Origin of the sequence: Fibrobacter sp. UWB4 (assembly GCF_002210345.1) — a bacterium.
GTDB lineage: Bacteria > Fibrobacterota > Fibrobacteria > Fibrobacterales > Fibrobacteraceae > Fibrobacter.
Genome location: NZ_MWQI01000003.1, coordinates 282,535 through 307,157 on the forward strand (window position 1 = coordinate 282,535; position 24,623 = coordinate 307,157).

Genomic DNA, 24,623 nt, shown 5'->3' on the forward strand with positions numbered 1-24,623 from the left:
GATAATGTAACTGGATTGGGCTAACGCCCTCAACTCTTTGGCTCGGTTATGCCCATGCGTAGCATGGGCGCAACATTGACGCTTCGCGTCTTGCTAAACGGCTCAGCCATATTTGTGCAAGCACAACTGCGGCATTCGCCTTGGGGCATACTCGCTTTCCGAGTTGTCTTCACCCGCTGCGCGGGTTCAGAATGACGAAGCCCCGGATTTATCCCGGGGCTTTGTTGTCATGCCGGCCTTGTGCCGGCATCGCCTTTAACTTTTAATTAGACACTTTAAACTGCTTGGGGGCGGCGTAGGCCATTTGCACTAGAATGTCCTTGCCGGTTTCCATGAGCTTCTTGGCCTGTTCGGCGAGCAGGTCGCTGTCGTTTTCCTTGATGACCTTGCTCAAGTGCTCCATTGCCGCATTGACTTCGGACTTTGTCTGGATACGGAGTTCGCCTATGTCGAAGTGCGCACGACGCAAGAGGCTTGCGTCCGTTTCTTTTGCGATTCCTTTTTCAAGTAGCACTATGGCCGCTTCTGGAATGTTCTTTTGCTTGGCTATTGCGCCCCATTCGATCCATTGCGTACTGGGAATTTCGGCATAGCAGCCGGCAATTTTGTTGGCAGCGTCCTTTACTTCATAGAACTTGACAGGGTTCTCTTGCAAAAGTGCCGTGAACCCGTATCGCAACATTCTTGCTGCATTCTCCGTTTCGCCGTTGTTTGCGGCGTCAAGCCCGTCGCTTATCATGTTGCGTATGCGTTCTCCGGGTGAAAGCGATTCTTCTGTACTTTGTACCACCTGCTTCGGCGTTGCTATTTCGTCAGAACGGTGCGGCATGTAGTAGCCGGCCAGTCCGCCAAGCGCAAAGAATATCGGGGATTCGACTGTGACGGCGTTGAAAATTCCCGGATTGATGAACCAGTCTATAGCCATGCTCCCGACGAGAGCCAATTGCGATATCTTGCTGACGTAAGAGGGAATGGCGTCTTTCTCCTTGTCGAATACATTTGCTCCGAGCAAGAAACAAATCATCAGGCTTACGCCCATGTAACGCTGTGTGGCGAACAGCCCAAAGAACGAGGTGTTTACAAGCAAATCGACAAAGAACCCGCTGATAATTGCGATTACCACCGCATAAACGTAAACAAAGAATGCGTTCCAGCGCTTTTCGAGCTGCATTAACGCAAACATGAAAAATACGACGAAGAAAATATAGGACCATGCGCTTGGGAACAGTAGGCTGCACGTGAGCCAGCTTTCGGTGTTGCCACGGCTAGGCTGGTATGCCCAACGGTAGCGAATGAATTTGTCTGTATATTTATAGATCCATTTCTTGAGTTCGGCCTCGTATTGCTTGTCGGTCGGGAAACTGCCGTGCTCGGCGGCATATTGTTCCTTGCCGCCCTGATTTTCCCACCAGTCGAGAAATTCGACTTTCATCTCTTCGATGCGGTCTTCGATGACCGGCGTTGGGTTTTCGACTTTATAGCGCTCCTTGTAGAGTTCGAACTCTTGCTTTTTGATCGTCTCGTCGGGCGTGAGTCCTACGTTCTTGAATTCCTGGGCGCGTTCCTCGTCCCACCACTTGTCAAACGACTGGTGGATATCCTTTTCTTGACGGATCTTTTGAATCGTCGGGTTGAAGGTCGTCTGGAAGTTGAAAATCCCAAGGACGGCTAGTACCAATAGCGTCACGTAGTGATGGAATTTGAAAAACCGGAACGGGTTTAAGATTATACTCAATATTTTCTTCATACTAGTGAATATAAACAAATCACTAGTAAAATGCTATTGAGGTGGGGGATAAATGCGTGTTAAAAAGTACGCTGCTGACCGTACTCGTTTAGCTGATTCCACAAAAAGTCGGTGTTGACGTCGCTGTAGCCGAGCGCGTTCACTTCTTCGCGGAGCTTGTGGGCGAGGGCAAAGAGGTTTGGGCTCTTTTTCATGCGCTCGTTCGCGTCGAAGGTCGTGAGGGCGTCGATCCATTCATGGATTTCCGGGAAGCGTTCGTCGTCGAATACGTTTTCGCGTCCATTTTCGATGTATTCCATGTAGCGCTTGGTGATCAGGCGGCCTTCTTCGGTGTAGATGTCCTTTGCCTTGGGGTAGAGCTTTACGCCGGTGAGGTATTCGTGCATCACGGCACCAAAGCTGAAGTAGTCCACGGCGCTGGTTATGTTTTCGCTGGACTGGGCAAGTTCGGGAGCGCTGTAGCTTGGCGATGAAAGTCCGCCGCCCTCGGTGACGGTTTCGCGCATCTTGGCCTGGGCGTAGCCGAAGTCGCAGAGCAAAATCTTGTGGTTGTTCTTGTGTACCGGATTCTGGCACAGGAGCAAGTTCCTGGGCTTGATGTCCTTGTGTACAATTTGGTAGTAATGGAGCTGGCTGATCGTGTTGGCGAGGTAGGCTATTTGTGCGACTCGCTTGACTCGTTCTTCGTCGGTGATTTTCGGCTTGATGACTCTATCGAGCGAACAGCCCTTGATGAACTCCAGCTTGAGGTAGGGGTGGCGACCCGCGATGCCTCCGCCGAATGACTGTACCACGCCTTCGATGTTTGTCGCGCGGATGAGGTTGTTGATTCGGATTTCGTCTTGGAATGCGCTTAATAGCATGTTCAAGCGGTGCAGGCGGTTCTTGCCGGGAGGTGCCCAGTATTTGCAGATCTTCACGACGATTTCTTTTTCGTCGTAGCGCTTTTCGTCGCGCGGATGTTCGATCCAGAGCTTTGCGCGGTAAAGCTGGTTTGTGCCTACGAGCGAAAGAGGCTCGATAAGCTCGATGCGTTCTGCATTGCCGTTGTGCTTGAAGTCAGGATTATGGTCAAACCACCGCTGGTATTCTTCCATGGTGTAGTTCGGGCGGAGCGCCAAATTGCGCGAGACCCTGTCCATCATTTCTGCCAAATTGTTCCAGAACATGGCAAAAATTTAATAAAAAAGGAGATGCCCGCTCGGTGGCGGGCATGACAGTAGCAAGGAGATGCCCGCTTACTTCGACTGCGCTCAGCACAGGCTCCGGCGGGCATGACATTATTGTATCGTCATCCTGAACGAAGTGAAGACAACTCGGAAGGCGTGTGTTGCGACCATGCTTGCATGGGCATAACCAAGCCAATGAGTTGGGGCTTTGCCCCATCCAGTTAAGTCTTGTTCTTTACTTCTTCTTTCCTTCGTCTTCGGCGTGGGAGCGCGCGAATGTGACCGTTTCTTCGCTTTGCTCTTCGAGCTTGGAGGTGATGAAGTCGTAAGCCTCATCGACGGTATCGCAGAACTTGAAGAGCTTGAGGTCGTCGGGATTGATCATGCCTGTTTCGGCAAAGAATTCCCAGTTCAAAGCCTTCTTCCAGAAGTTCGAATCGAAAATCACGACAGGCATTTGCTGCGCGTACTTGTCGGTCTGGATAAGTGTGAGCATTTCGAAGGCTTCGTCGAGCGTTCCGAATCCGCCAGGGAAAATCACGAGCGCACGAGCCATGCGCAAGAACCAGTACTTACGAATAAAGAAATAACGGAACTGCAAGTTCAGTTCGTCATCGATGTAGGGGTTGCAATGTTGTTCGAAAGGCAGCTTGATGTTCAAGCCGACAGAAGGCGTACCCACGTCGGATGCGCCTCGGTTGCCTGCTTCCATAATGCCTGGACCGCCGCCTGTCATGATGGCGTAGCCGTGGTGGCGCTTGTTGATCCACTTGCCGAGCTTGGCTGCGAGTTCGCGAGCAGCGGTGTAAGAATCTGCGACCTTGGAGAGGCGGTCGAGCCTTGCCAGTTCAGCTTTGTTCTTGCAACCTTTGCGGCGTTTCTTGATTTCTTCCGGCGGAATTGTTCGAGCCGAACCAAAGAATACGATAGAATTCTTGATATCTTCTTGTGCAAAAATCTGTGCAGGCTGGAAAAATTCAGAAAGGAATCGAATGGGGCGTGCTGCATCGCTTTCCATAAATTCGGCATTGTGGTATGCCATCTGCCCTGGAATCGTGCGTACTTTCTTCGGTGCCATAATGCGAACCTCTTAATTAAGTTTAAATTGATTCATTCTTGTCATTCCCGCGAAAGCGGGAATCTCCTATTTTCTTTTAAAAGGGAGATGCCCGAATAAATCGGGCATGACATTGTTGTATCTTATTGAATAATATACGTTAAAAAGGCTTTGTGGACCAAAAAATAAGGTTTTTATCTTCTTACTTGGAGTAACATTTATATATTAGTGGTATGCTAGTAAAAATGTGGACAGATAATTTTGTCATTACGGGCGAAATCGACACGTTGCGTGACGAGCGCCTCACGGACTACATCCGTGAGAACAAGGACTTTATTGCGGTGACGCAGGTGCGCGTTTGCGACAGGAATGAGAAGGACCTGTTCCGTACGCACTTCCTCAACGTCAGCACCAGTCACATCGAGATCATTCTCCCGGCTGAATAGCAGCTTATCATGCCTGCTAAATTGACCTTGCTTAATCGCTCGTCATCCTGAGCGTAGCGATATATGAAACTCGGCAACTTGTTGCCTTAGTTGAATTAGGTTCGTAGGAGCAGGATCCAGTAAAGTCTTGTTTTGCAATACAGGATTTCACTGGATCCTTCCGCCTTTGGCGTCAGGATGACATCTACGGGGGTGTTGGTTACCATTCAATCGCAATCTTTGCGACGAGGAAGCGGCGGGAGACTTCATCGAGCTTGGCCGGGTCAATCTCAATGCCAAGCAGCCCTGCAAAAATGACAAACGGACTAGGGGTTGTCCCCTGGTTGTTGCATTTGACGCGCACGACCATCGTGCCGTTCTGAATATCAATTCCCAAAACCTGTTCGTTCAAGTCCATCTGCTGACCGCGGTGATTCGTGACAATAGGCAACTGCTTTTGTTCGAACTTTTGCATAAGGTCTGCGGGGATGCTTTCAGGCGTGTGGCGATAGACCATCGCTTTCGGGAAATGCTTTGAGAGCTTTTCTTTCAAGGGCTCGATGTCCACGATTTCCATGCCGCGCGGGAACGGAGCGCTGAGCTTTGCGATGATTGCTGGCTTACCTTCGGCGGAGAGGTCGAGCTTTTGCAATAAATCGACGCTGATGACTTCGCAGTAAGTCTCAAGTCCGAGCGGCAAGGCACCCATGTTCACGATGCGGGGCTTCGGGCTGAAGCCTTCGCTGAACTTGATGGGGATGCCTGCGCAAATGAACGTGCGCTCGAAGAAACTGAGCATGTTGTGGTGCGGCAGGAACCTGCTGATGCCGGACTTCTTGAATGTAATCTTGTAGCTGTAGCTCACCTTCTGGCTCGGGCGGCGTTCGGCGACGAGCTTCTTGATTTCTTCAGGTGTGCGGCTCGGCGCCTTGTGGCGCACAGGATTGTCGGCGAGGACAATTTCTTTGCCGAATCCCGGGATGCCACAAGCTTGGCAATCGCCCCATTTGCAGTTCGGCACTGGTGCGGATGTCGGGTCGAATGCCTTTTCCCATTCGCGGCGCAAGTATTGCTTTGTCGTGCCTGCGTGAATAAAGTCCCACGGGAAGACTTCGTCCTTGTCGCGTTCGCGGTAGACCCAAGAAGTGTCGTAGCCACATTCTTCCCAGACCTGTAGCCACTTGTCAAAGTCAAAGCGGTAGCTGTCGCTTTCGAAGATGATTCCCTTCTTGTAGGCGGCGTAAATGACTGGGCCGAGGCTGCGGTCGCCACGGCTGTAGACCGCTTCGAGGAAGCTTGTTTCCCAGGCAGCCCAGTTGATTTTCACGTTCGGGTGCTTGAAGAATTTTTCGCGCACATAGCGGATGTGGTTGAGTGCCGTTTCTTTGTCCATAAACGGCGCCCATTGCAGGCCCGTAAATGATTTCGGGATGAGGATGCCGATGCTCACCGCAATTTGAATGCCGCGGTTGTACTTGCGCCCGATTTTCACGAGATTGAAAATGAGTTCGCAGAACGCCTGCATGTCATCCAGGTTCTCGGTCGGGAAGCCGATCATCGTGTAAAGCTTGATCTTGTTGAACCCGCTAGAGAACGCGTGTTCGGCGGCATCGTACATGTCCTGGTCGCTGATGGTCTTGTTGATCATCTTGCGGATACGTTCGGAACCTGTTTCCGGTGCGAACGTGGCGCTACGACCGCCTTTGAGCGCTGCTACTTTTTCGGCGAGACTTTGTCCAAAACTGTTGACGCGGATACTCGGGAGGCTTACGTCTACGTTGTCATAAAACGGATCGTCGATGATGGAATCCGTGAGCGCTTCGACCGGCTTGTAGTCTGCGGTAGAAAGCGACAAAAGTCCAAGTTCGCGTTCGCCAGTCGCCTGAATGCCAGCCTTTGCAATATCCAAAACATCGTCCGGATTGAGTTCGCGGCATGGCCTGTACCAAATGCCCGCCTGGCAGAACCTACAACCCTGCGCACAACCACGCATCACTTCCACACTAAAACGGTTGTGGACAAGCTGCATGTTCGCAATCAAGTTCTTGATGGGATAGTCTTTCGGGTCGAGCTTTGGAATGAACTGGCGGCGTACACCGTTCGTCTTTTCGTAAGAACCCTTTGCGGGTTCTGCCGGGACGATTACGCCGTATTCGTTCTTGACAACCTTCGTCAAGCTCGGCACGTAAACGCCATCGAGCTTGGACAAGTTTTCTAGAATCTGGGCGCGCTTGAGGCCCGCCTTGCGGCCTTCGCCCACGCAGCGTACAAAATCAACAACGAGCTTTTCGCCATCGCCGATCATGAACGCGTCAAAGAAATCCGCGACTGGCTCCGGGTTACCCATCGAAGGCCCGCCCGAAACGACAATCGGGTCGCTCTCGGCACGGTCTTTTTGCCATGCCGGGATCCTTGCGAGTTCAAGCACGTAGGGTACGTTCGTAAAGTTGAGTTCGGTCTGGAGCGTAAGCCCCACGACTTCATAATCCTTGACCGCCGTATAGCTTGCGTGCGTATAAAGCGGAATATCGTACTTCTTCATCTCGGCGGCCATGTCGTCCCACGGCGCAAAAGCCACTTCGCAAAGCAAATCTGGTTCGCGATTCAGCACATGGTACAAAATGCGCAGCCCGTTGTTGCTCATGCCGATTTCGTAAGTGTCCGGGAACACAAACGCCATGCGGGCAAGCATTTTGCTGTGGTCTTTGATGACGCTGTTCGCTTCGCCGCCCATGTAACGAGCGGGGGATTCTACTGCGGGGAGTGCAAGTGCGATTTTCTCAAGGATTGTCATAGGCTAAAATCTAGAAAAAGCCTCTGCATATTATGCTATGGGCATCAAAGTTTTTTGCTGTAAGCTGAAAACGGTGGCATTTCGTACTTTAAATTGTAAAATATTTTGATGTTTTGAAAATAAAATCCTTTATATTTGCGAAAATATGGATTTTTGCTTATATTTTGAATAAAAAGTATTATATTCTTTCAAAAATTTTGAAAAAAGGAGTTTTCTCGCAATATGCAGTTAATTCGTGAAGACTATCTAAAGCTTATTCGCCCTTACTATGATGTGGACCTAATAAAAGTGATAACTGGGGCTCGCCGTGCTGGAAAATCTGTTTTGATGGAAATCATCAAAGATGAACTTGTTGCAAATGGAGTCTCTGGATCGCATATAATTAGCATCAATTTGGAAGACTTGGACTACTCGTTTATTTCGAGTATTCATGATTTGCATTTGGAAATAAAAAGTCGCATTCTTGATGACGATAAATACTACATCTTTCTTGATGAAATTCAGCATTTGGATTGCTTTGAAAAGTTGCTTGCTTCATTAAGGGCTAAATTGAATTGCTCCATATTTGTTACAGGAAGCGACTCTACAATGCTATCTGGCGAATTGGCAACACTTTTGACTGGACGGACTGTTGAGTTTGAAGTGTTTCCTTTTAGCTTTAAGGAAGCTGTGAATTTTCTTGAAATGAATAAAATTGAATGCAATCCTGATGAGTTTATTAAAGACTATATAAAGTGGGGTGGATTTCCGTTGCGTTTTAGCTTTAGAGATGAAGGCTCGATTAAACGTTTTTTAGATAACCTTTATTCAAATATTATAGAAAGGGATATCATAAAAAAATCTAGCAAGATTGATAAAAAGGCTTTCAAGGATATTTCTCTATATATTATGTCAAATGCGGGGAAGGAGTTTTCTGCAGAAAATATTGCTCGCTATTACACCCAGAAAACTAAAAAGTCTGTGAGTTCCCGTACTATATACAATTACCTTGAAAAACTCCACAAGGCATATATTCTTCATTCGTGCAAAAAATACAATATCGTAGGAAAATCCGCTATGGAATCCAATGATAAATTTTATGCGACGGATACGGGCTTTAGGACTTTAAATACGAATACAGTTAATTATGAGGATACTTTCTTCCTTGAAAATATTATTTATAACGAACTGCTAATTCAAGGCTTTACTGTGTTTACGGGAAAGACCTTTAAGGGGGAGATTGATTTCGTTGCTATTAAGGGTAATAAAAAATGCTTCATTCAGGTTGCGTATCTACTGGCTTCTGAAAAGACGATTAAAAGAGAGTTTGGGGCTTTTGATAAAATTTCAGATGCTTCACCCAAATATGTCCTTTCCTTGGATAGGGTTGATTTGGGGCATGATGGAATTGAACACCTGAATATTGTCGATTTCTTATTGCATAAGGTTGACTTGCATCTGTCTTAGTTGCCTGCCCTGTAATATTTTAATATTATTTATGGTATGAATATCGTTAAGTATATCTTTTGGTTGGTCGCCTTTTTAATGGGCGTCATTGCAGCGTATGTTGTTCCCGAAGAGACCATGTCCATTGGGGCGAAGTTCATTTTTGTCGGAGCTTGGGGCGCGGTGCTCGGCTTCGTTTTTTATACCGTCTGCAGCAGGCAGATTGAAGCCATCGAAAATGACTTTAACGAGGTGTTGAACAAGCCGCAGCCTAAGGACACTCAGTACGTGTCGGTCCGTCTGCAAGAAGAAAAGAAAAGTCCGCTCCCGCCGGGGGCTATCCCTGCGGCCGAGGCGCTTAAACAGCCGGTGCCGGCTTCTGTCCGAAAGCTTGACGCGGCGGCGCTCAAGGTCGGGTTCCCGCTCGAAGCCTGGAACGGCTTTAAGCTTGGCATCTTGCGCAACCGTCCGTTCACCGAAGTCATCGAAGCCATGCAAAAGCTTTTGCCGGAACTCTTCCCCGAAGCGTCTGGTGTGCTTTATATGTACGGCGGCGTACAGACGGAACTCTCGCAGATATTCCGCTTTGGCCCGAACGTCATCAGCGATGAAACCGTGATGCCTGCGGAATGCGCAAGCTTCAACACCGGCGACATCGTCGTGACCGACTATAGCTCGCCCGAGGTTTCTAGCGGTTGTACGCACTTGCACCACCGCCCGAAGGGTCTTGCTATATGCGCCCCGATCGAAGGCCTCGAAGAGCACTTCGGCATCCTGACCCTCCAGGTCGATAAGCTCCCCGAAACCGAGACAAAGGAATACTGGCAGGCGAAGGTGAGCATTGTCGCTGCTGCGTTTGGCCTCTATGTGGCGAACCAGGACCTGAACATCCGCTTTGAACAGCACAGCATCCGCGATGTGCTTACAGGACTTTTCAACAAACGTTATATGGAAGAGTCGCTTGGCCGTGAAATCACCGCTGCCGTGCGCCACAAGTCGCCCATTGGCATCGTGATGCTTTACCCCGACGCCATTCCGGCCGTGCAGAATGCTCAAGGCCGCCATGCTGTGGAACAGCTCTTCTGGGAACTCGGACAGCGCTTGCCGAGCTACATCCGTGGCGAAGATATCCCGTGCCGATACTCCGACGACGTGTTCTGCGTGATCATGCCGGGTGCCGACCTCAACATCACGAGAAACCGCGCCGAACGCATCCGCAACGAAATCTCGCAGCTCCAGATCGCCTACGGCGAAGGAATCCTTGCGACCACGCTCAGCATGGGCGTTGCCGTGATGCCGACCCACGCAAACGACGCCGGCTCGCTCATCTACACTGCAGAAGCCTCCCTCCAGATGGCCATGCAGGCCGGTGGCAACCGCGTAGTCATAGCAGACTCCGTGATGAAGTAATGGCGTTTATTACTTCATGGCGTAATCGTCATTCTGACGCCGACTATTACGTCATCCTGAGCGCAGCGAAGGATCTAGTAAAGTCTTGTAAAGCCTCCTTCGGGAGGCTTTTTTATATGTATAGCTGTGCTAAAATGGAAGTTGACTTCCTAGTTAGTGCAAATTTTTAAATTTAGACCGGAAAAAATGCGTGATTTTAGTGATTCTAGGCTCGAAAAAGTGTGTGCTAATGCTAAAATTAGGTCGGAAAAAATGCGGGTTTCTGTAAATTTTAGCCCCGAAAAAATGTTATATTATAATTGGTGGTATAACGATGGATCGATTTGCTTTAGAAAACATGAAAAAATGGAAAAACAGCCCGAGGCGGAAACCTTTGGTTGTTATGGGGGCGAGGCAGGTTGGAAAAACTTGGCTAATGAAGGAATTTGGTCGTCAATTCTATAGTAAAGTGGCTTACGTTTCTTTTTACAATAATAAAGCTGCGGCGTCCATTTTCGAAACAGATTTTGAAATAAAGAGAATCTTGTCTGCTTTGAATGTTGCTTCGGGCGTAACGATTACTCCGAACGACACCTTGATAATCCTTGATGAAATTCAAAATGCACCAAAGGCTTTTGAGTCATTGAAGTATTTTTGCGAAGATGCTCCAGAGTATCATATTATGGTTGCAGGGTCTCTTCTTGGTGTTGCGGTCCATACGGGGGTGTCATATCCTGTAGGAAAGGTCGATATTCTTCAGCTTTATCCATTAAGCTTTCGTGAATTCCTTTATGCTGTCGGTGAAAAAGAGCTTTCTGATGCTTTGATAACTAAGGATTACGCTCTTATCGATACGTTTTGCGACAAGTATATTTTCCATCTAAAGAACTATTACTATGTCGGAGGTATGCCTGAAGCTGTCAGTGTGTTTTTGCAAAATAGCGATTATCAAGGCGCACGAAGTGTTCAGAAGACGATACTATTACAGTATAAGGGCGATTTTGGTAAGCATGTCAGCGAAAAAGAGCTTCCCCGAATAAACATGGTTTGGGACTCTATCCCGATACAGTTGGCAAAGGAAAATAAAAAGTTCTTTTTCGGACAGATGAAGCGAGGGGCTCGAAGTGTCGATTTTGAAATTGCGATCCAATGGCTGGTTGATGCTGGGCTTGTAAACAAGGTCTATAGGGTGAATGAACCCCGAGTTCCGCTGTCTGCTTACAAAGATTTTTCTGCATATAAATTATTTGTCATTGACGTAGGCTTGCTTGGGGCTATGAGCGAATTGGATGTTCAGAGTGTTCTGGAGGGAAACCGCCTTTTTGTAGAATTTAAGGGGGCTCTTGCTGAGCAATTTGTATTCCAGCAAATATTGTGCGATACTGCTTATTCGCCTTACTATTATGGTACGGAAAAGTCAACGTTTGAACAAGATTTCCTTGTGCAAAAGGGAGTGAATGTTGTTCCTATCGAGGTTAAAGCGGAATGCAATGTCCGGTCGCAAAGTTTAAAGGCTTTTTACGACAAGTTCAAACCGGAACATTCGGTCCGTTTCTCTTTGTTGGGGCATAAGGACCAAGAGTGGATGGAAAATATCCCCTTATATGCGGTTTGCAACTTGTGATGGGTCTTTTTTCATGCTAAAGTGGAAGTCGACTTCCTGATTTGCACGAAAACGTCCTTAAAAGTAAACATCTGTTAACAAAATGGCGTGAAAAACGCGTGATGGGCGTCACGTTCCCGAAATTTATATTCCAATTTGGAATATAAAAAACAGATGAAAATGTTTTTTTCGTAAAAAATTATCTATATATAGTGCATCGGAAGTTTGGTTGTTATTTGCGTTTTTTTGCGAAAAAAAGCCACTTTTGTAATGGAGTAAACCGAGTCATGACAAAAACGTGACAAAAGTTTGACAAAAGTATTGCTTTTCGAAAAAAAAGTGGATATATTACTGAATGTAAACGAGCAATAACGCTCAAAAAAAAGAATGTGTAACAAAAACAAGGAGATACACTATGAAGAAGCAAGGTTTTACCCTTATTGAATTGATGGTCGTGATCGTTATCATGGGCATTCTCGCCGCCGTCGCAGTACCGAAACTCTTCGGTATGATCGCTAAGTCCAAGGCCTCTGAAGTTGGCCCGGCAGCCGGAACCTACGTGAAGTTGCAGGATGCATATGTTGCTGAAAAGGGTACGTATATTGGTTCCTGGAAGGCTATCGGTTATGCTGATCCGGCTTCCACAGTATTCACCTATTCCGGTTTTAACTCTGGTGCTGACATTGCTCTTGCTACGGGTAAGACTGTTGCTTGGAGCGCCGCTGCAAAGGCTGCATTGAATGACTGCCAGGCTAATAGCGTTTGGACATTGGATGTGAGCCAGAATGGTTCTACCGGTGGTGCTGCTGTCTATACTCCGAAGTTGACTGGTGGCCCGACTGGTGACTGCGCTGCTTTGACTCCGAACTACTGCAATATTGGCGGTAATAAGGCTAACTGCGCTGCTGCTGGCAACTAATTGTCAAATTGATATGATTTGCAAAGACAGCTCTCCCGTTTACGAGGGAGCTGTTTTTATTTGAATAAAATTAATGAGTATATCAAATAATTTTATTGAAGCTTATGTCAAAGATTTTTTTGTTTATTCCTCCTGTAATTGCCGCTTTTTTACCATTTTTAGCATTCAATTTTTTTGATACTCCTCAGTCACATGGTTTTATTTCGGCTGAAGTTCTTTTTCTTGTTGCGATGGTAGCTCTTCCTCAAGGGAAACTATTGTACAAATTACCGTTCTTTTTTGTTCTCGTGTTATTTGGAATATGGCAGGGGACAGAAGATTGTTATGCTTATTCGATAACTATTGCAATTCTTTTGCTGATTTCGGTATTTCTTCCTCGTAAACGCATTCCCTTACTTTCCTTTTATGGATTGTGTGTTTTACTTGTTTTTGTTGTAGATTGCGAGAATTTCTTTAATTTTACGTTTTCTCTACATATTTCCGATGTTTGGGGGCTTGCATCTTTTTATTGGTGGGGACCACTTCTCTTTTTTATTGTTCCTTTATTACATACATTTTTGGTGTTATGGTTTTCGCGTAATTATCTGTGTGAAAGTCGTGTTGAATTGTCACACAAGACTGTGTTTGTCTTGGTTGCGGCTTCTTTATTGCTGGGGGCAGGAATTGAAAAAATGCAGACTCGACAAAGTGTTTTGGATTTTCCCGTAAAGAAACTGTATTTCTATAAAATATTTCTTAGACATTTTGAAGATGTAAATTTACTCGATGAAAATATGAAGCAATCTTTTCCGGTTTGGGATGATTCTAAGAATGTTGTTACAGATTTCAGCCATCCAACTGTTATGATTCTTGTAGAAAGCTGGGGTGTGAAAATGGGCATTCCGTTTACACAAGAATTATTTGCACCGTATGATTCCGTTTCAAAGAGTTTTGTTGGTCTTAAGGCGCGAAAAGCAGGATATACACAAGGTGCGGAGTATGAAGATTTTGGCTCTCCTGAGAATAAAATTGTTGAAGAGCCGATTCCTGCTAAATTTAAGAAGATGGGGTTACAAACATGGTATGTTCATGGTTATGATGGTGATTTTTATGATCGTCAAAATAATTATGCGAAATTCGGATTTGACAGTTTACTTTTCAAAAAAGATTTAGAATCGTATGGATTGGCAAAATGTCAATATGGTTTTGCTGGTGTTTGTGATTCTTCGATGGTTGGGTTTCTAGATTCATTACTTTCAGATTCTGAACCCAAATTTATTTATTGGACAACTTTGGATGCCCATACCCCTTATGAATTCGCTGAAAAATTAGAGCCATCTTTTAAATGTTCTACAATGAAACTCACGGATCTTGAGTGTATATATTTTACACTACAAGAAAATACAGCAAAACATATCGCATGGCTTGCAAGCCGACATCCTGAATATCGGTTTATTATAAGAGGAGATCATCGCCCTATTGTGAGTTTTAAAGAACGTAAATTTGTTAATTCGTTCTATTCTCGTTGGGTTTCTATGGTGGTTGTGAATTAAAAAAATATTTCCTGAAGTTCCATGCAAAATTTTTTTCTGTTTCTTTTAGCTATACCTTTTTTCTTTGCCGTAAACCGCTACAATGGCATTATTATAGATGGACCGTTGTATGTATTACAGGTTATAAATAGCATGTTCCCTGAACGATTTGTTGGGGATATTGCGTTTGCCTATGGAAATCAGGATTCTTTTAGCTTGTTTACGCCTCTTTATAGATTCTTTATTTTGCAATTTGGGGTGGAAGCTGGTTCTCGAATACTTTGTTTTTTGTTGCAGATGGGATTTGCTTTTGCATGGGCCTTTTGCATAAAAGTGTTTTGGGAAAGATATGCTGATAAAAAACTACTGACATCTGTTGCACTTTGCTTCTTGTGCATGGGAATCTATGCTTTTGGTATGCCGCTTTCGCAGACGGAATTTTTAAGATTTGTGGAAAGCTATGCTGTTTCTAGACTTGCATCTGTGTTGTTTGGAATTTTAGGGATTGCTTTTTTGCTTAAAGATTGCAAGATTAAATCTCTTTTGTTTTTCTTGCTTGGGGCCTTGATGCATCCTCTTATGGCCGGGTGGGGCTTACCTTTATGGCTGTTTGTGTATTTCCCTGTAACTTTAAAGCCTGTTGTTGTTTTGTCATTTTTGCTGCCTTTTTCTGCATTTATAGGGAAAGGTGTTTTGAATTTTTATCCCGAAGGCTGGCTTACAAGACCGTTTAATTTTGCACCTTCGTATGATGATATTGCTCAATTTGTTATTTATTCAGCTTTCTTTGGAATTTTTGTAGGGCGAATGGTCCTGGATGATTTCCTTAAAAAGTTTGCTCAAGCGGTTGCTGTTGTTGTCGGTATCGCTGTTTATTGGTGGATTTGGGGCGGGTTAGCGCATCATGTTTTTTTATATCAGGTTCAATGCTTCCGTATAGAATGGATTTGCCAGGTTATAACATTGCCTTTGTTTGTATTGCTTGCATATAGCCGTTATAAGCTGTATCGGATTTCAAAAAATATTACAACCTATGATTTTGCGTTGGCTGTGTTTGCTTTGGCTCTGTTTTTGCCAATGCATTTGATCGAATTTGCGGTTCTTGGTCTGGTTCTCGTATTGCGCAAGGAACGTCCGTTGCCGTTGCAACTCTTTCAGATTGTGTTTCTTTTTACGTCTTTGATTGCCTTGTGCTATCAAACGTATCTTCAGATGTATTTGGAAGGCTTGCCATTAATTATGTTTCGTAATTTGAGCGATGCTTACCGAGTAGTAAATTCTTTAGTTCTCGCTGAGAGCGTATTGTCAGTGACAATTGCTGTTTATATGTTTTATAAAAAAAGAATTGAAGTGTCCGTCGCTCTTGTCGCTTTTTGTATTTTCCCTTCGTTTCAATTGTTGCCCTTGTTTGTTTCCTTTGCATGGATTTCTCCTAAAATAAAAAGATCTTATTTCGTTTTACTGAGTCTTGTTGCAATTGCAGAGGGTGCTTTAAATGGTGGTGGTCGCCTTACTCTAATGCCGATTCCTGGGCCGTTTGTGTTAGTGCTTATTCTATGGGGCGTTTTCTCGTTCTGTATTATTGCCCAACGAAAATTTAAGTTGAGTATAGCCCCGATTTTATTTTTTATTATTACTTGTTTGCTTGTTGCGTTTTGTCGTTGGGATGCTCGCCCAGAAGAAATGGTTGTTTCTGAAAAACAAATGGATTCTTTTGTGAATTACGATATATTTGAACATCATCCTGAAATAAATGATCGTGGCAAAGTCTTTTATTATGTAAAAGGTTTTGCTGTTGCAATGCCCAGATTGCAGTTTTTGAATGGTGGTTATTATGATGAAAATAGTTTAACGGGGGCGGTATTTTTCGAAAAACAGTATCGTGAAGGAAACCGCCGCCGCAATAATCTTTTGTTGAAAAATGATAAAGGGGTGCAGTCTGATTATGCACAATACAGAAATTTTGCAGGTTCATTCCTTTCACAAAGAGATTCGCTACTTGACCGTGTAAGCTATTTGTGTGGGAAAGGCGAAATAACTCATGTCGTGAGCGATTGCGATTTGCCGAATGTTGTGTTGGATTCTATACCGTTAGATGTAATGCAGAAAAAAGCGTATTTGTATTCGTGTGAAAAAAAGATGAAGTAAAAGAGGAAAAAATGATTTGTAAGGTAAAACATTTTTTTTGAACTGTTGAAAAAGAATAACTTATCTGTAATGTTGATTTCTCCGTTTATTGCGGCCGCATTTCCGTATTTTGCATCTGAAATGTGCAATACGCCGAATCAAGGTGTATTTTCGCTAGATGTTTTGCTATTGCTCTTTTTATTTGCTTTGCCTAGGAAATCTATCGTCTGGAATAGTGTTTGGATTCTGGTGTTGTTTGCCGTGTCTTTTTATTACGAGAATACATTTCAGGTTTCTTGTGGCTTAATCCATTTTGATCAGTGGTCTGATTTTTATACGTTTGGCTTATGGTTAGTGTTCCTTCTAATAATTAATTTTATACCAGAGCGAAAAAAAATTAATATAGCTGCCTTTGCCTTGTTTTCGTCAATCCTAATCTTAATGGATTGGTCTCATTTGTTCTTTGTATCATTCAATATGACTTTGGTGGAATTGTTTAATATCTCTAAGTTCTTTATTTGGGGGCTGTTGTTGTTTATATTAGTTCCTGTTTTACAAACAGTATTGACAACGGTCATGGCTCGAAGCTGCTTTGTAAAGTCAAATAACAATGAATATAGAATTTTTTGTATAGCCGTTCTTTTGGTGGTTCTGTTGTTTAACTGGTTATTTTCCAGTGCTTTCATGGGGCGAGTTCAGTTTCTTAATTTTGGAACTAAGGCCTATTTCAGTATTTTTGATAATGAAAAATATATAAGCGAACAGCATTTCTTGCAGGAAAATATAAAAGAGGCGTATCCCGTATGCACCGATACTACATTTAAAAATCCAATGAAGAATTACGATAAAATTGTTGTTGTTCTTGCCGAATCTTGGGGCGTGTCGAAAAATATTCAGCTAGATAGTGCGTTGTTCTCGATTTTTTCTGAAAATAACGTGAATTTTAAAGGGCTTTTAGAAAGAAAAGCCGCTTATACGCAAGCTGCTGAGTGGGAAGATTTTGGAATGCCAAACGGTGATAAAAACTCGATGACTGTTCCTGAAAGATATCAGGCGGCAGGGTATCAAACATGGTATGTACACGGATATGATAGCGCTTTCTTTGAACGCGATCAAAGCTATCCAAAATTGGGTTTTGATACATTGTTGTTTAGAGGCGATTTTATAAGAAAGGGATTGGCTTCATGTAAATATGGATATCCGGGAATCTGTGATTCATCAATGAGTGACTGGCTTTCTTCTTTGCTGAGTAGACCGAATAAAATGTTTGTTTATTGGACAACTTTGGACGCCCATTATCCGTATGATCTGCAAAATTTCGAGGTTAGGTCTCCTCTGTGCGATAAGTTTAATTTATCTAAGTGTGAGTGCGTTTTTTACACACATCAGGAAATGTCTTTAAAAGCTGTTTCGAATTTAGCTAAAAAATTCCCTGATGTGAAATTTGTTGTTCACGGAGATCACCGTCCCATGGCTACCATAGGAACAAAAGATTTGTCCGCAAATTTCTATTATGGTTGGGTGTCTGCAATAGATCTTAATTAAAAATATTTCTTAAGTTGAAAAATATTTTCACGTATAGGTTTTATTTTTAAGAAAACAAATGTGAATGTGATGGCTATTGTTAAACGGCATATGATGAGGAATATGCTGTAATAGTCTATTGGAATAAAATTTGTCAGGGCCAAAGATTTCCAATTGCAGATTGAAAATTCGAAAGCGTGAACGCAGAATATAATCAAGCTAAATCGCCCGCAGAAAAGAAGGCTTCTCCAAAGAAATGAATTGCTGGTATAAAGTGCTTTTGTCGAACTATATAACAAGATGATGGCGCCTAAGGCTCCTCCCCAAGCTAGTATATAGTTTACATTGTATTTGCAAATAGCCATGTTTATTGCGCCTTGATGCCAACTGTATATCCATAGAATCGTTAAGATCGGAATATATTTTTTTGAATATTCTGAATCTAGTACTTTGTATTTGTTGGCTATATATCCCGCAAATATAAAACTAGATGCGCATAGACCTTGTGATATGCAATAAGGGATAAAAATGGATTTGTCCAGGAAAATACCTGCTATTCCTAGAAAGAGAAATGCTAATAAAAGCAGTATGTTGGATTTGATTCTTTTTATAAGGCTGATTGATATTATTCTTGCCCAAAATAGAGCGAGGATGAACCAAAGAACATCAATGTGACTGCCAATCCATTGGGGAACGACGCTTCCTCTGAATCCAATTAAATGTGTTACGATTGCTTTGTATGATAGCGAACCGTCAGAATCTTCGTAATTGAGGGCTTCTTTTATAAATGTTGCAATGCAAATACAGGTTGCTGTAAAAATGTATGGAATGATAAGTCTTTTGATGCTTAATGTTATTTCTTGCCGTAAGGGTCTTATTTTTAGAAAGTATCCAGTAATGAAAAAGAATATAGGGATATGGAATGAGTAAATTATTGGCCTGAGCTTCGTTAAGTGGCAATGTCCAACGATTACCAAGATTATTGCGATTCCTTTTAGGACATCAAATAATTCATCTCGATTCGTTTCGAATTTTTGTTGACTCAATGACTCTTCCATTAAAATACCGTTTCTTTATATGCTGTCGGATATGGAATATAATCTTTTTTATAAAAGAATGACCTGTAAGTAATTCTGTTGCGACTCTTTTCTGTAATACTGAGAAAACTGGAAATTTACAAAAAAAGAGGGCCAAAATCTCCGAAAAAAGCGTGTTATCTATATGGACGGAGAATGTTTCTTCGTCCGTAAAAGATGGAGATTTTAGAGTGGATATAGATGACGAGTGCTTGTTCGAAACATACGACCGTGTAAACGATGTCGAAAGTGCCAGGAAAAAGTTCGAGGGGCAAAAGTATCTCGATCCTCGGTGTGATCCCGCATTCAGGGCGCTGCTTGACAGCGAAGACGCGCTCATGAACTTTTTGAACGCAATTCTGCATTTTGAAGGCGAAAATGCAATTCAGTCGCTGACCTATACGGTTCAACAGGACGAAATTTTCCATCTGCCGGAGCCATACCGAGTCAAGTTCGATATTGGAGCGAGGACCAGAGCGGGAAAGCGGATTGATGTCGAAATGCAAAAACTCAAGTTGAACGATTACATCGACCGCATGATGATATACAATGCTTTTTTGCTGTTGAGGGCGAAGAACGACTACAACAAGGATATAGGCTTTCGGAATATTCCTGACGCAAAAAAGGAAAAGTTCCGTTACAAGTTGCCAGAAATATATTCTATTTGGATCATGGATCATCCTGTTCAGTTTATGGAGAATGTTTATCGGGATGAAATCGGTCTTTACAATCAGTCCAGCATCGGCAGGGTTGGCTGCGTTCCAATTTCTGCAAAAAATAAGTATATTATTGTAGACCTAACCAAGTTTAATAAGCTGAAAGACAAGCTCGAAACGGACGAGGATCGTTGGCTTTATATCTTGAAGAATGCGGGTTCTTCAAGCTCGCTGCCGGAATTCGACAATCCGACTTTCGAAGATGCCTTGAGGCGAATTGAATGCGATACGGCAAGCGACGAACTCTTAATCAGGCAGGCGAATATGAAAGATTTCCTCTACGCATATAGTGACGCTATTGATGAAAGCTTCGAAAAGGGTGTAGAAAAGCAACGTATTGATGGTGAGAAAAAAAGAGATAATGCGATAAAATCGCTGCTATCTCAAAAAGTCGCTCCAGATGTTATTGCAAATGCGTTCGGCATTACTGTTGAACAAGTTCTCGGCATAAAAGAATAGTGATTGAAATATTTTACGGCGCTTCGTAATGACAGATGGTATAGCAAACATTGCTCGCTCTGCCATTATGGATAGAGACAATGATATGAAAAGAGAACTCCAATCGGGGTTCTTTTTTTTGCGTGGATTAGCAATAAACTATAAAATACTACATCATTTCTGCAGCGAATTCTTCTAGTGTTTTTTGCTGTATTATCGGAAAATCCACTTGCTTGAGTTCTGCAAAATGAGCATCATTTGTCACAATATAATCGGCCTGACATGCGAAAGCGCAATCAACAAACTTGTTATCGTCGGGATCTTTTTTTATAAGGTTGAGCTTGAAAAAAGGATCTTTATGGATTACATTCTCAGAAAATTCAAGGACCTTTAAAAACAGGTTTGCAACTAGAGGCGAAGCATGTGAACCAAGAATTTCTTCATATTCATGCATTATTTCGTTGGAAAGGCATAGCGTATACTCCTCATTTATGAATTTTTCATAAAGGATACACACTATGGCGTCCTAATATTTGCAAAACGGCGTTTGTATCAATAACGACTTTCAATGATTTATCCACGATATGGAGTCCGTAGATGTTCAGTTTGCAGTTCGTCAAGTCGTTTTTGGTCTAATGATCCATCAGTCCACAAGCGGTCCAACTCATTTTCCAAACGCTGTGCATAGAATTTTTTAAGCGTTTTCATTAAGGCGCTAAGTTCCTCTTCGCTGGAAACGCTGGCAAATGATTTTAATATCAGCATTTGTGCTGGATTTATTTCCGTTAGAGTCATATTAAACGCCTTTTTGAGAACTACCCAATTCTAATATACATTTTTGAGGCTTTGATGCAATTTTCCCCCAGTGTTCATGAGATTCTATGAAGTCTTTTTCACTCATTTTCCTTAGATTCTACGTGAAGTTGCAGGATGCTTACGCCGCAGAATCCAATAAGCTTGGCACTTGGGCTCTTATCGGCTACACAGCTCCGGGCACCAAAAAGACGGCAAATGAATTTTCTTCTACCGTTTTCAAATACACCGGTGGTATGAGTGACGCTGTTGAATTGAAGGCTGAAGGTGCCGAAGCTCAAACAGGCGCATGGGTTGCTGAAGCTCTTACAGCATTAAATGACTGCCCAGAAAAAGCTACATGGTCTATCGCAGTCACTGGCGCAACCACAGGTGTGACTTATGCAAACACCTATTCTAGTGATGATTGCAAGCCGTTGACTCCGAATTTTGAAAACATCGGTACCAAGGCTGCTAAGGAATAATCCGTAATAGCATTACGATTAAAGCTTAAAAAGAGAACTCCAATCGGGGTTCTCTTTTTTTTGCAACCTAGCAACATTTAAAAAAGCCAACTCATTCAAGAGATGGCTTCACACATAAAATTAGTCAAATTACGATTATTTTGCCGCCTTAGCCGCCATCGTCTTCTGCAGTTCCAATACTTTTTCTTTGGGCAAATGCGAATACTTCACGATTTTTTCAATAGGCACGTTGTCGGCAAGCATATCGTGTGCAATAGCTTCACGCTCGTTATTCCGCCCCTTTTCAAAGCTTTCGTCAATGGAATCACTATATGCGTAGAGGAAATCTTTCATAGCAAACAAGACCTCACTTAATCCAAAAGAAAAATAAAAAATGGCTGATTCCTCGTCAATATATCTATCAATCCGTTAAAAGCAGAGGATTAGTATTCAATAGGTTTGCAAAAAAAAAGACAAAGAATGTATTTTTATTAAAAAGAGGTCTATTATGGCGACAGCAACACTAGAAGAAATGGATGTAGTTGATGCATACGCAGTGCTTATACGTTCTTTAAGCGACGTTCAAAGGAACGCCTTGATAGAGAGGCTTCTTTTGGATTTGGAACGAGACGAGCATAAAACAAAAAAATCCCTTCGTTCCCTAAAAGGGATTCTGTCGTCTAACGAGAATTACGACACGCTGCGCACAGAGGCTTTGGATGAAAAATACCGCTTATGAAAGTCTTTGTAGATACAAATGTTATTCTTGATTTTCTATTTGATCGAGATTCTACCCAAGCGACAAGTACACTATTTGAAAAAATTGAAAATAGAAACTTAGACGCCTACAACAGCATAGGAACCTCCACCGCCATTGTAAATGACATCTACCGAAGATAAATGGTCTTGAGGGGAAGTAACGTCTTCTGGATTCATATATGACATAAAAAAATTCTACTTAAAAAGAAAAAGCCCACCCTGATGGGTGGGCCGTGAACTTCTAAATAAAATTAGTCGTCGTAACCCTTAGAAGAGAGGGCATCGAAGGTCGGAGTAAGTGGCTTGCAGTTTGTAGAGACTTCAGCCTTGTAAAGCAAGCTATTTCCGTTGCTAGCAGCTTTTGCGGAAACTTTCCAGTTTGCAGCAGCTGCAGTTGTTGCAGTCTGAATAGCGCATTCGTTCAAAGCAGCAACATTAACAGCACCCCAAACGGCTTCTTCTGCAAAAGCGTCGTCTCCACTAAGAGCCTTACCTTCAGCATCAGCAATTGCAGGAGAAGTACCTGCATAATACTTGAAGTTTGTGGTTTCACCAATATCGCCAGCGGACTTTGCACCCGGAGCGACGTAACCGATTAACTTCCAAGAGCCGACCTTGTTCGCTTCAGATGCATAAGCATCCTGCAACTTCACGTAGTATCCGTCTAATACCTTACCATTTCTTAGTACAGTTCTCGAAATACAAACAGCGTTTCTCTTATATCCTCAAAATATTTTTCTCTATGAGTTCAATAGTAGCTGAGTGAGCTTTTAACGAAGGATCTTCTTTAATCATATTGAACGCATCACTCAGCTTGGCTATAATTTCATCGTAACAGCTCAAAATAGTTTTGGGTTTTAACGCAAGTTGGCTTGCCAATAGTTCCAGATCTTCACGGTTTATTTTTTTGAATTCGTAATGTTTTCCGAATTTCATAGAAACTTTACGGGTAAGATTTGGATAAATGATCGTGCTAACGGTATCGTATATCGGAGCTAGTTGAACCTTCTTATCGCGAAATACCAAGGAATAGTTTTTCCCATGTGCATCGCAGTTGCCAATTACGAGATTGAAAATCGCATACTGAATGAACTTTCGTGTTTCCGTAATCGGAATGGTCGTATTATTTTTTACAAGGTTATAAATATCAACTAGGCTTGGGCCTCCGTCATTTTGATATTTTCGATCGCTCAATATACCCAAAGCTTGACACGCGTCTTCCTGATGAATTCTTGAAATAGAATTTTTTTCGTGAACACGGTCGTAACGCTCAATTAAAAGAAACTCGGTTCCGTACATCTGCTTGAGTTCTGTTTTAGATGTCGGCAGTCCACAATTTTCAGCAAGCTTGGAACATATATACTCGTTCGCCGAAAGATTTGACAACTCACCAATCCCGGTTGGCTTTACAATGTGCGTTGACGGCGCACCATTTTTGGGCAAGTAAAACTTGCCATCCATATATGTCAACGGAAGTTTTTCTTGCGCACCGGCAAGCGATAAACGGAGTTTATCCTTCGCTTTCAACAAAGGGCGTGTATTTATATTCTGAATATACTCTGCTAATTTTTTCTCAGCTAACAGATCATAGTTGTCTGGAGAAAATTCATAGGTATTTTTTATTTTGTTCGACTCGTGTTCCGGTAAAATCGAAATCAATCCAGCGCATTCACCGCCGAGTTCCTTTAACAGTTTGAATGTACTTGTTTCTGATATGTGCAGGTATTCAGAAATCCTTTTTTTTACGTCTCCTTCAGGCAACAGCCCCTCAAAGAACGGAAGACATTCCTTCTGAGAAAATTCGGTTTTGTCAAGCGGGAGCGAAAGCGACAAGGGAATTTTTCCTGCGTTTATGTATGCGTCGTCATACGAAAAAACGACACCCTTTTCTGCGGTGGATGACAGATATCCAGCCAGACGGTCACCCAAGTATACAGATAGTTTCACTTTTCAGCCTCATTTTCAGAAATATGCAATTTCAAACCAAGCATTTTCATCACCTGAAGAACTTTTCCCAAGTGAAGCGACTCTTTGCCGTTTTCCAAATCCGAGAGGAACCGAATTCCGACACCACAAAAAGCGGCACAGTCCGCTTGAGTGAGGTTCAAACTCTTTCTGCGATTACGGATTACATCAGATATATTTTTTATGCTAGCGACATCCATATTTCAAATATAATATTCCCGAACGGGAATATCAACGAAATTTGGGCTTGAAAATGCAAAAATTTTCCCGAACGGGAATATCGTCAAAATCGGGGCTTATAAAAGCAGAAAATATTCCCGAACGGGAATATTTTCCTCACAGTTAAACGCCTATAATCAATGCACTATCTGGGTAAATGTCGGGGTTAGGACTTCGCCATCGGCGGGAACTGTAGCTGTGTATTGGAACGATCCTGCGTTGGTTTCTTTGACAGATTGCGGTCAAATATTAATATATTATTGTAGACCTAACCAAGTTTAATAAGCGACGAACTCTTAATCAGGCAGGCGAATATGAAAGATTTCCTCTACGCATATAGTGACGCTATTGATGAAAGCTTCGAAAAGGGGCGTGATGGCGAGCGTACTGCGACGGCGCTTGATATGCTTGCCGACAACGTGCCTATTGAAAAAATCGTGAAGTATTCGCATTTGCCCAAAGAAAAAGTATTGGAACTGCAAAAAAATTCTCGGCATTGACTCC

Annotated in this window: 23 protein-coding genes; 12 read left to right on the forward strand and 11 right to left on the reverse strand. The window is 43.1% G+C overall.

What is annotated here, in order from left to right:
• Window positions 1-262 precede the first annotated feature (262 nt).
• The 3 genes from B7990_RS07885 to B7990_RS07895 all read right to left on the reverse strand — a co-directional run bounded on the left by B7990_RS07885 (window position 263) and on the right by B7990_RS07895 (window position 3,994).
• Window positions 263-1,735, reverse strand: coding sequence for a hypothetical protein (locus B7990_RS07885; protein ID WP_254917395.1), 1,473 nt, complete (start codon window positions 1,733-1,735; stop codon window positions 263-265).
• Window positions 1,736-1,806: 71 nt separating this feature from the next.
• Window positions 1,807-2,916, reverse strand: a complete 1,110-nt coding sequence (locus tag B7990_RS07890) for a protein kinase (RefSeq protein ID WP_088640439.1) — start codon at window positions 2,914-2,916, stop codon at window positions 1,807-1,809.
• Window positions 2,917-3,151: 235 nt separating this feature from the next.
• Window positions 3,152-3,994: a TIGR00730 family Rossman fold protein gene (locus B7990_RS07895; protein ID WP_088640440.1), complete on the reverse strand. Its 843-nt coding sequence runs from the start codon at window positions 3,992-3,994 to the stop codon at window positions 3,152-3,154.
• A gap of 212 nt (window positions 3,995-4,206) precedes the next feature.
• On the opposite strand from B7990_RS07895, the gene B7990_RS07900 reads away from it, so the two are divergent.
• Window positions 4,207-4,419 carry a hypothetical protein gene (locus B7990_RS07900; protein ID WP_015732184.1) on the forward strand — a complete coding sequence of 71 codons (213 nt, stop codon included), beginning with the start codon at window positions 4,207-4,209 and terminating at the stop codon, window positions 4,417-4,419.
• A 199-nt stretch (window positions 4,420-4,618) separates the two neighbouring features.
• On the opposite strand, the gene B7990_RS07905 is transcribed toward B7990_RS07900, so the two are convergent.
• Window positions 4,619-7,192, reverse strand: coding sequence for a TIGR03960 family B12-binding radical SAM protein (locus tag B7990_RS07905; protein ID WP_088640441.1), 2,574 nt, complete (start codon window positions 7,190-7,192; stop codon window positions 4,619-4,621).
• A 222-nt stretch (window positions 7,193-7,414) separates the two neighbouring features.
• On the opposite strand from B7990_RS07905, the gene B7990_RS07910 reads away from it, so the two are divergent.
• The 7 genes from B7990_RS07910 to B7990_RS07940 all read left to right on the forward strand — a co-directional run bounded on the left by B7990_RS07910 (window position 7,415) and on the right by B7990_RS07940 (window position 17,711).
• Complete coding sequence (locus tag B7990_RS07910) at window positions 7,415-8,638, forward strand: ATP-binding protein (protein WP_088640442.1); 1,224 nt, start codon at window positions 7,415-7,417, stop codon at window positions 8,636-8,638.
• A gap of 36 nt (window positions 8,639-8,674) precedes the next feature.
• Window positions 8,675-10,027 carry a GGDEF domain-containing protein gene (locus B7990_RS07915; RefSeq protein WP_088640443.1) on the forward strand — a complete coding sequence of 451 codons (1,353 nt, stop codon included), beginning with the start codon at window positions 8,675-8,677 and terminating at the stop codon, window positions 10,025-10,027.
• Window positions 10,028-10,340: 313 nt separating this feature from the next.
• Window positions 10,341-11,630 carry an ATP-binding protein gene (locus B7990_RS07920; RefSeq protein WP_088640444.1) on the forward strand — a complete coding sequence of 430 codons (1,290 nt, stop codon included), beginning with the start codon at window positions 10,341-10,343 and terminating at the stop codon, window positions 11,628-11,630.
• Between the two features lie 394 nt (window positions 11,631-12,024).
• Window positions 12,025-12,528 carry a type IV pilin protein gene (locus B7990_RS15175; RefSeq protein WP_088640445.1) on the forward strand — a complete coding sequence of 168 codons (504 nt, stop codon included), beginning with the start codon at window positions 12,025-12,027 and terminating at the stop codon, window positions 12,526-12,528.
• 104 nt (window positions 12,529-12,632) lie between these two features.
• The gene (locus tag B7990_RS07930) at window positions 12,633-14,060 is read left to right on the forward strand and encodes a sulfatase-like hydrolase/transferase (protein ID WP_088640446.1); all 1,428 of its coding nucleotides are present in this window, start codon (window positions 12,633-12,635) and stop codon (window positions 14,058-14,060) included.
• Window positions 14,061-14,081: 21 nt separating this feature from the next.
• Window positions 14,082-16,187, forward strand: a complete 2,106-nt coding sequence (locus tag B7990_RS07935) for a hypothetical protein (protein WP_088640447.1) — start codon at window positions 14,082-14,084, stop codon at window positions 16,185-16,187.
• 45 nt (window positions 16,188-16,232) lie between these two features.
• Window positions 16,233-17,711, forward strand: a complete 1,479-nt coding sequence (locus tag B7990_RS07940) for a sulfatase-like hydrolase/transferase (RefSeq protein ID WP_176407249.1) — start codon at window positions 16,233-16,235, stop codon at window positions 17,709-17,711.
• Here the strand turns inward: B7990_RS07940 and B7990_RS07945 are convergent.
• Window positions 17,708-18,748 carry an acyltransferase family protein gene (locus tag B7990_RS07945; RefSeq protein WP_088640449.1) on the reverse strand — a complete coding sequence of 347 codons (1,041 nt, stop codon included), beginning with the start codon at window positions 18,746-18,748 and terminating at the stop codon, window positions 17,708-17,710. The two genes, B7990_RS07940 and B7990_RS07945, sit on opposite strands and share 4 nt — an antisense overlap.
• Window positions 18,749-18,957: 209 nt before the next feature.
• On the opposite strand from B7990_RS07945, the gene B7990_RS07950 reads away from it, so the two are divergent.
• Window positions 18,958-19,941: an Rpn family recombination-promoting nuclease/putative transposase gene (locus B7990_RS07950; RefSeq protein WP_254917396.1), complete on the forward strand. Its 984-nt coding sequence runs from the start codon at window positions 18,958-18,960 to the stop codon at window positions 19,939-19,941.
• A gap of 148 nt (window positions 19,942-20,089) precedes the next feature.
• Here B7990_RS07950 and B7990_RS07955 read toward each other — a convergent pair whose 3' ends face one another.
• Window positions 20,090-20,437 (reverse strand): putative toxin-antitoxin system toxin component, PIN family, encoded by a 348-nt coding sequence (locus B7990_RS07955; RefSeq protein ID WP_173466963.1) that lies wholly within the window; start codon window positions 20,435-20,437, stop codon window positions 20,090-20,092.
• Between the two features lie 56 nt (window positions 20,438-20,493).
• Window positions 20,494-20,715 carry a hypothetical protein gene (locus B7990_RS07960; protein WP_088640451.1) on the reverse strand — a complete coding sequence of 74 codons (222 nt, stop codon included), beginning with the start codon at window positions 20,713-20,715 and terminating at the stop codon, window positions 20,494-20,496.
• Window positions 20,716-20,801: 86 nt separating this feature from the next.
• Between B7990_RS07960 and B7990_RS07965 the strand changes: the two genes are divergently transcribed.
• Window positions 20,802-21,197, forward strand: coding sequence for a hypothetical protein (locus B7990_RS07965; RefSeq protein ID WP_088640452.1), 396 nt, complete (start codon window positions 20,802-20,804; stop codon window positions 21,195-21,197).
• 135 nt (window positions 21,198-21,332) lie between these two features.
• On the opposite strand, the gene B7990_RS07970 is transcribed toward B7990_RS07965, so the two are convergent.
• Window positions 21,333-21,530, reverse strand: coding sequence for a hypothetical protein (locus B7990_RS07970; RefSeq protein ID WP_254917397.1), 198 nt, complete (start codon window positions 21,528-21,530; stop codon window positions 21,333-21,335).
• Window positions 21,531-21,684: 154 nt separating this feature from the next.
• On the opposite strand from B7990_RS07970, the gene B7990_RS07975 reads away from it, so the two are divergent.
• Window positions 21,685-21,915 (forward strand): hypothetical protein, encoded by a 231-nt coding sequence (locus tag B7990_RS07975; protein WP_088640453.1) that lies wholly within the window; start codon window positions 21,685-21,687, stop codon window positions 21,913-21,915.
• A 271-nt stretch (window positions 21,916-22,186) separates the two neighbouring features.
• On the opposite strand, the gene B7990_RS07980 is transcribed toward B7990_RS07975, so the two are convergent.
• From B7990_RS07980 to B7990_RS15220, 3 genes are all read right to left on the reverse strand, one after another.
• Window positions 22,187-22,588, reverse strand: coding sequence for a hypothetical protein (locus B7990_RS07980; RefSeq protein ID WP_088640454.1), 402 nt, complete (start codon window positions 22,586-22,588; stop codon window positions 22,187-22,189).
• Window positions 22,589-22,652: 64 nt separating this feature from the next.
• On the reverse strand, window positions 22,653-23,882 hold the full coding sequence (locus tag B7990_RS07985) for a type II toxin-antitoxin system HipA family toxin (protein WP_088640455.1): 1,230 nt from the start codon (window positions 23,880-23,882) through the stop codon (window positions 22,653-22,655).
• A complete protein-coding gene (locus B7990_RS15220) occupies window positions 23,879-24,100 on the reverse strand; it encodes a helix-turn-helix transcriptional regulator (protein ID WP_088640456.1) in 222 nt (73 codons plus the stop codon). The genes B7990_RS07985 and B7990_RS15220 overlap by 4 nt, the downstream gene beginning before the upstream one ends.
• Before the next feature lie 333 nt (window positions 24,101-24,433).
• Here B7990_RS15220 and B7990_RS07995 point away from each other — a divergent pair, with 333 nt between their 5' ends.
• Complete coding sequence (locus B7990_RS07995; protein WP_088640457.1) at window positions 24,434-24,619, forward strand: hypothetical protein; 186 nt, start codon at window positions 24,434-24,436, stop codon at window positions 24,617-24,619.
• The last annotated feature ends 4 nt before the right edge of the window (window positions 24,620-24,623 follow it).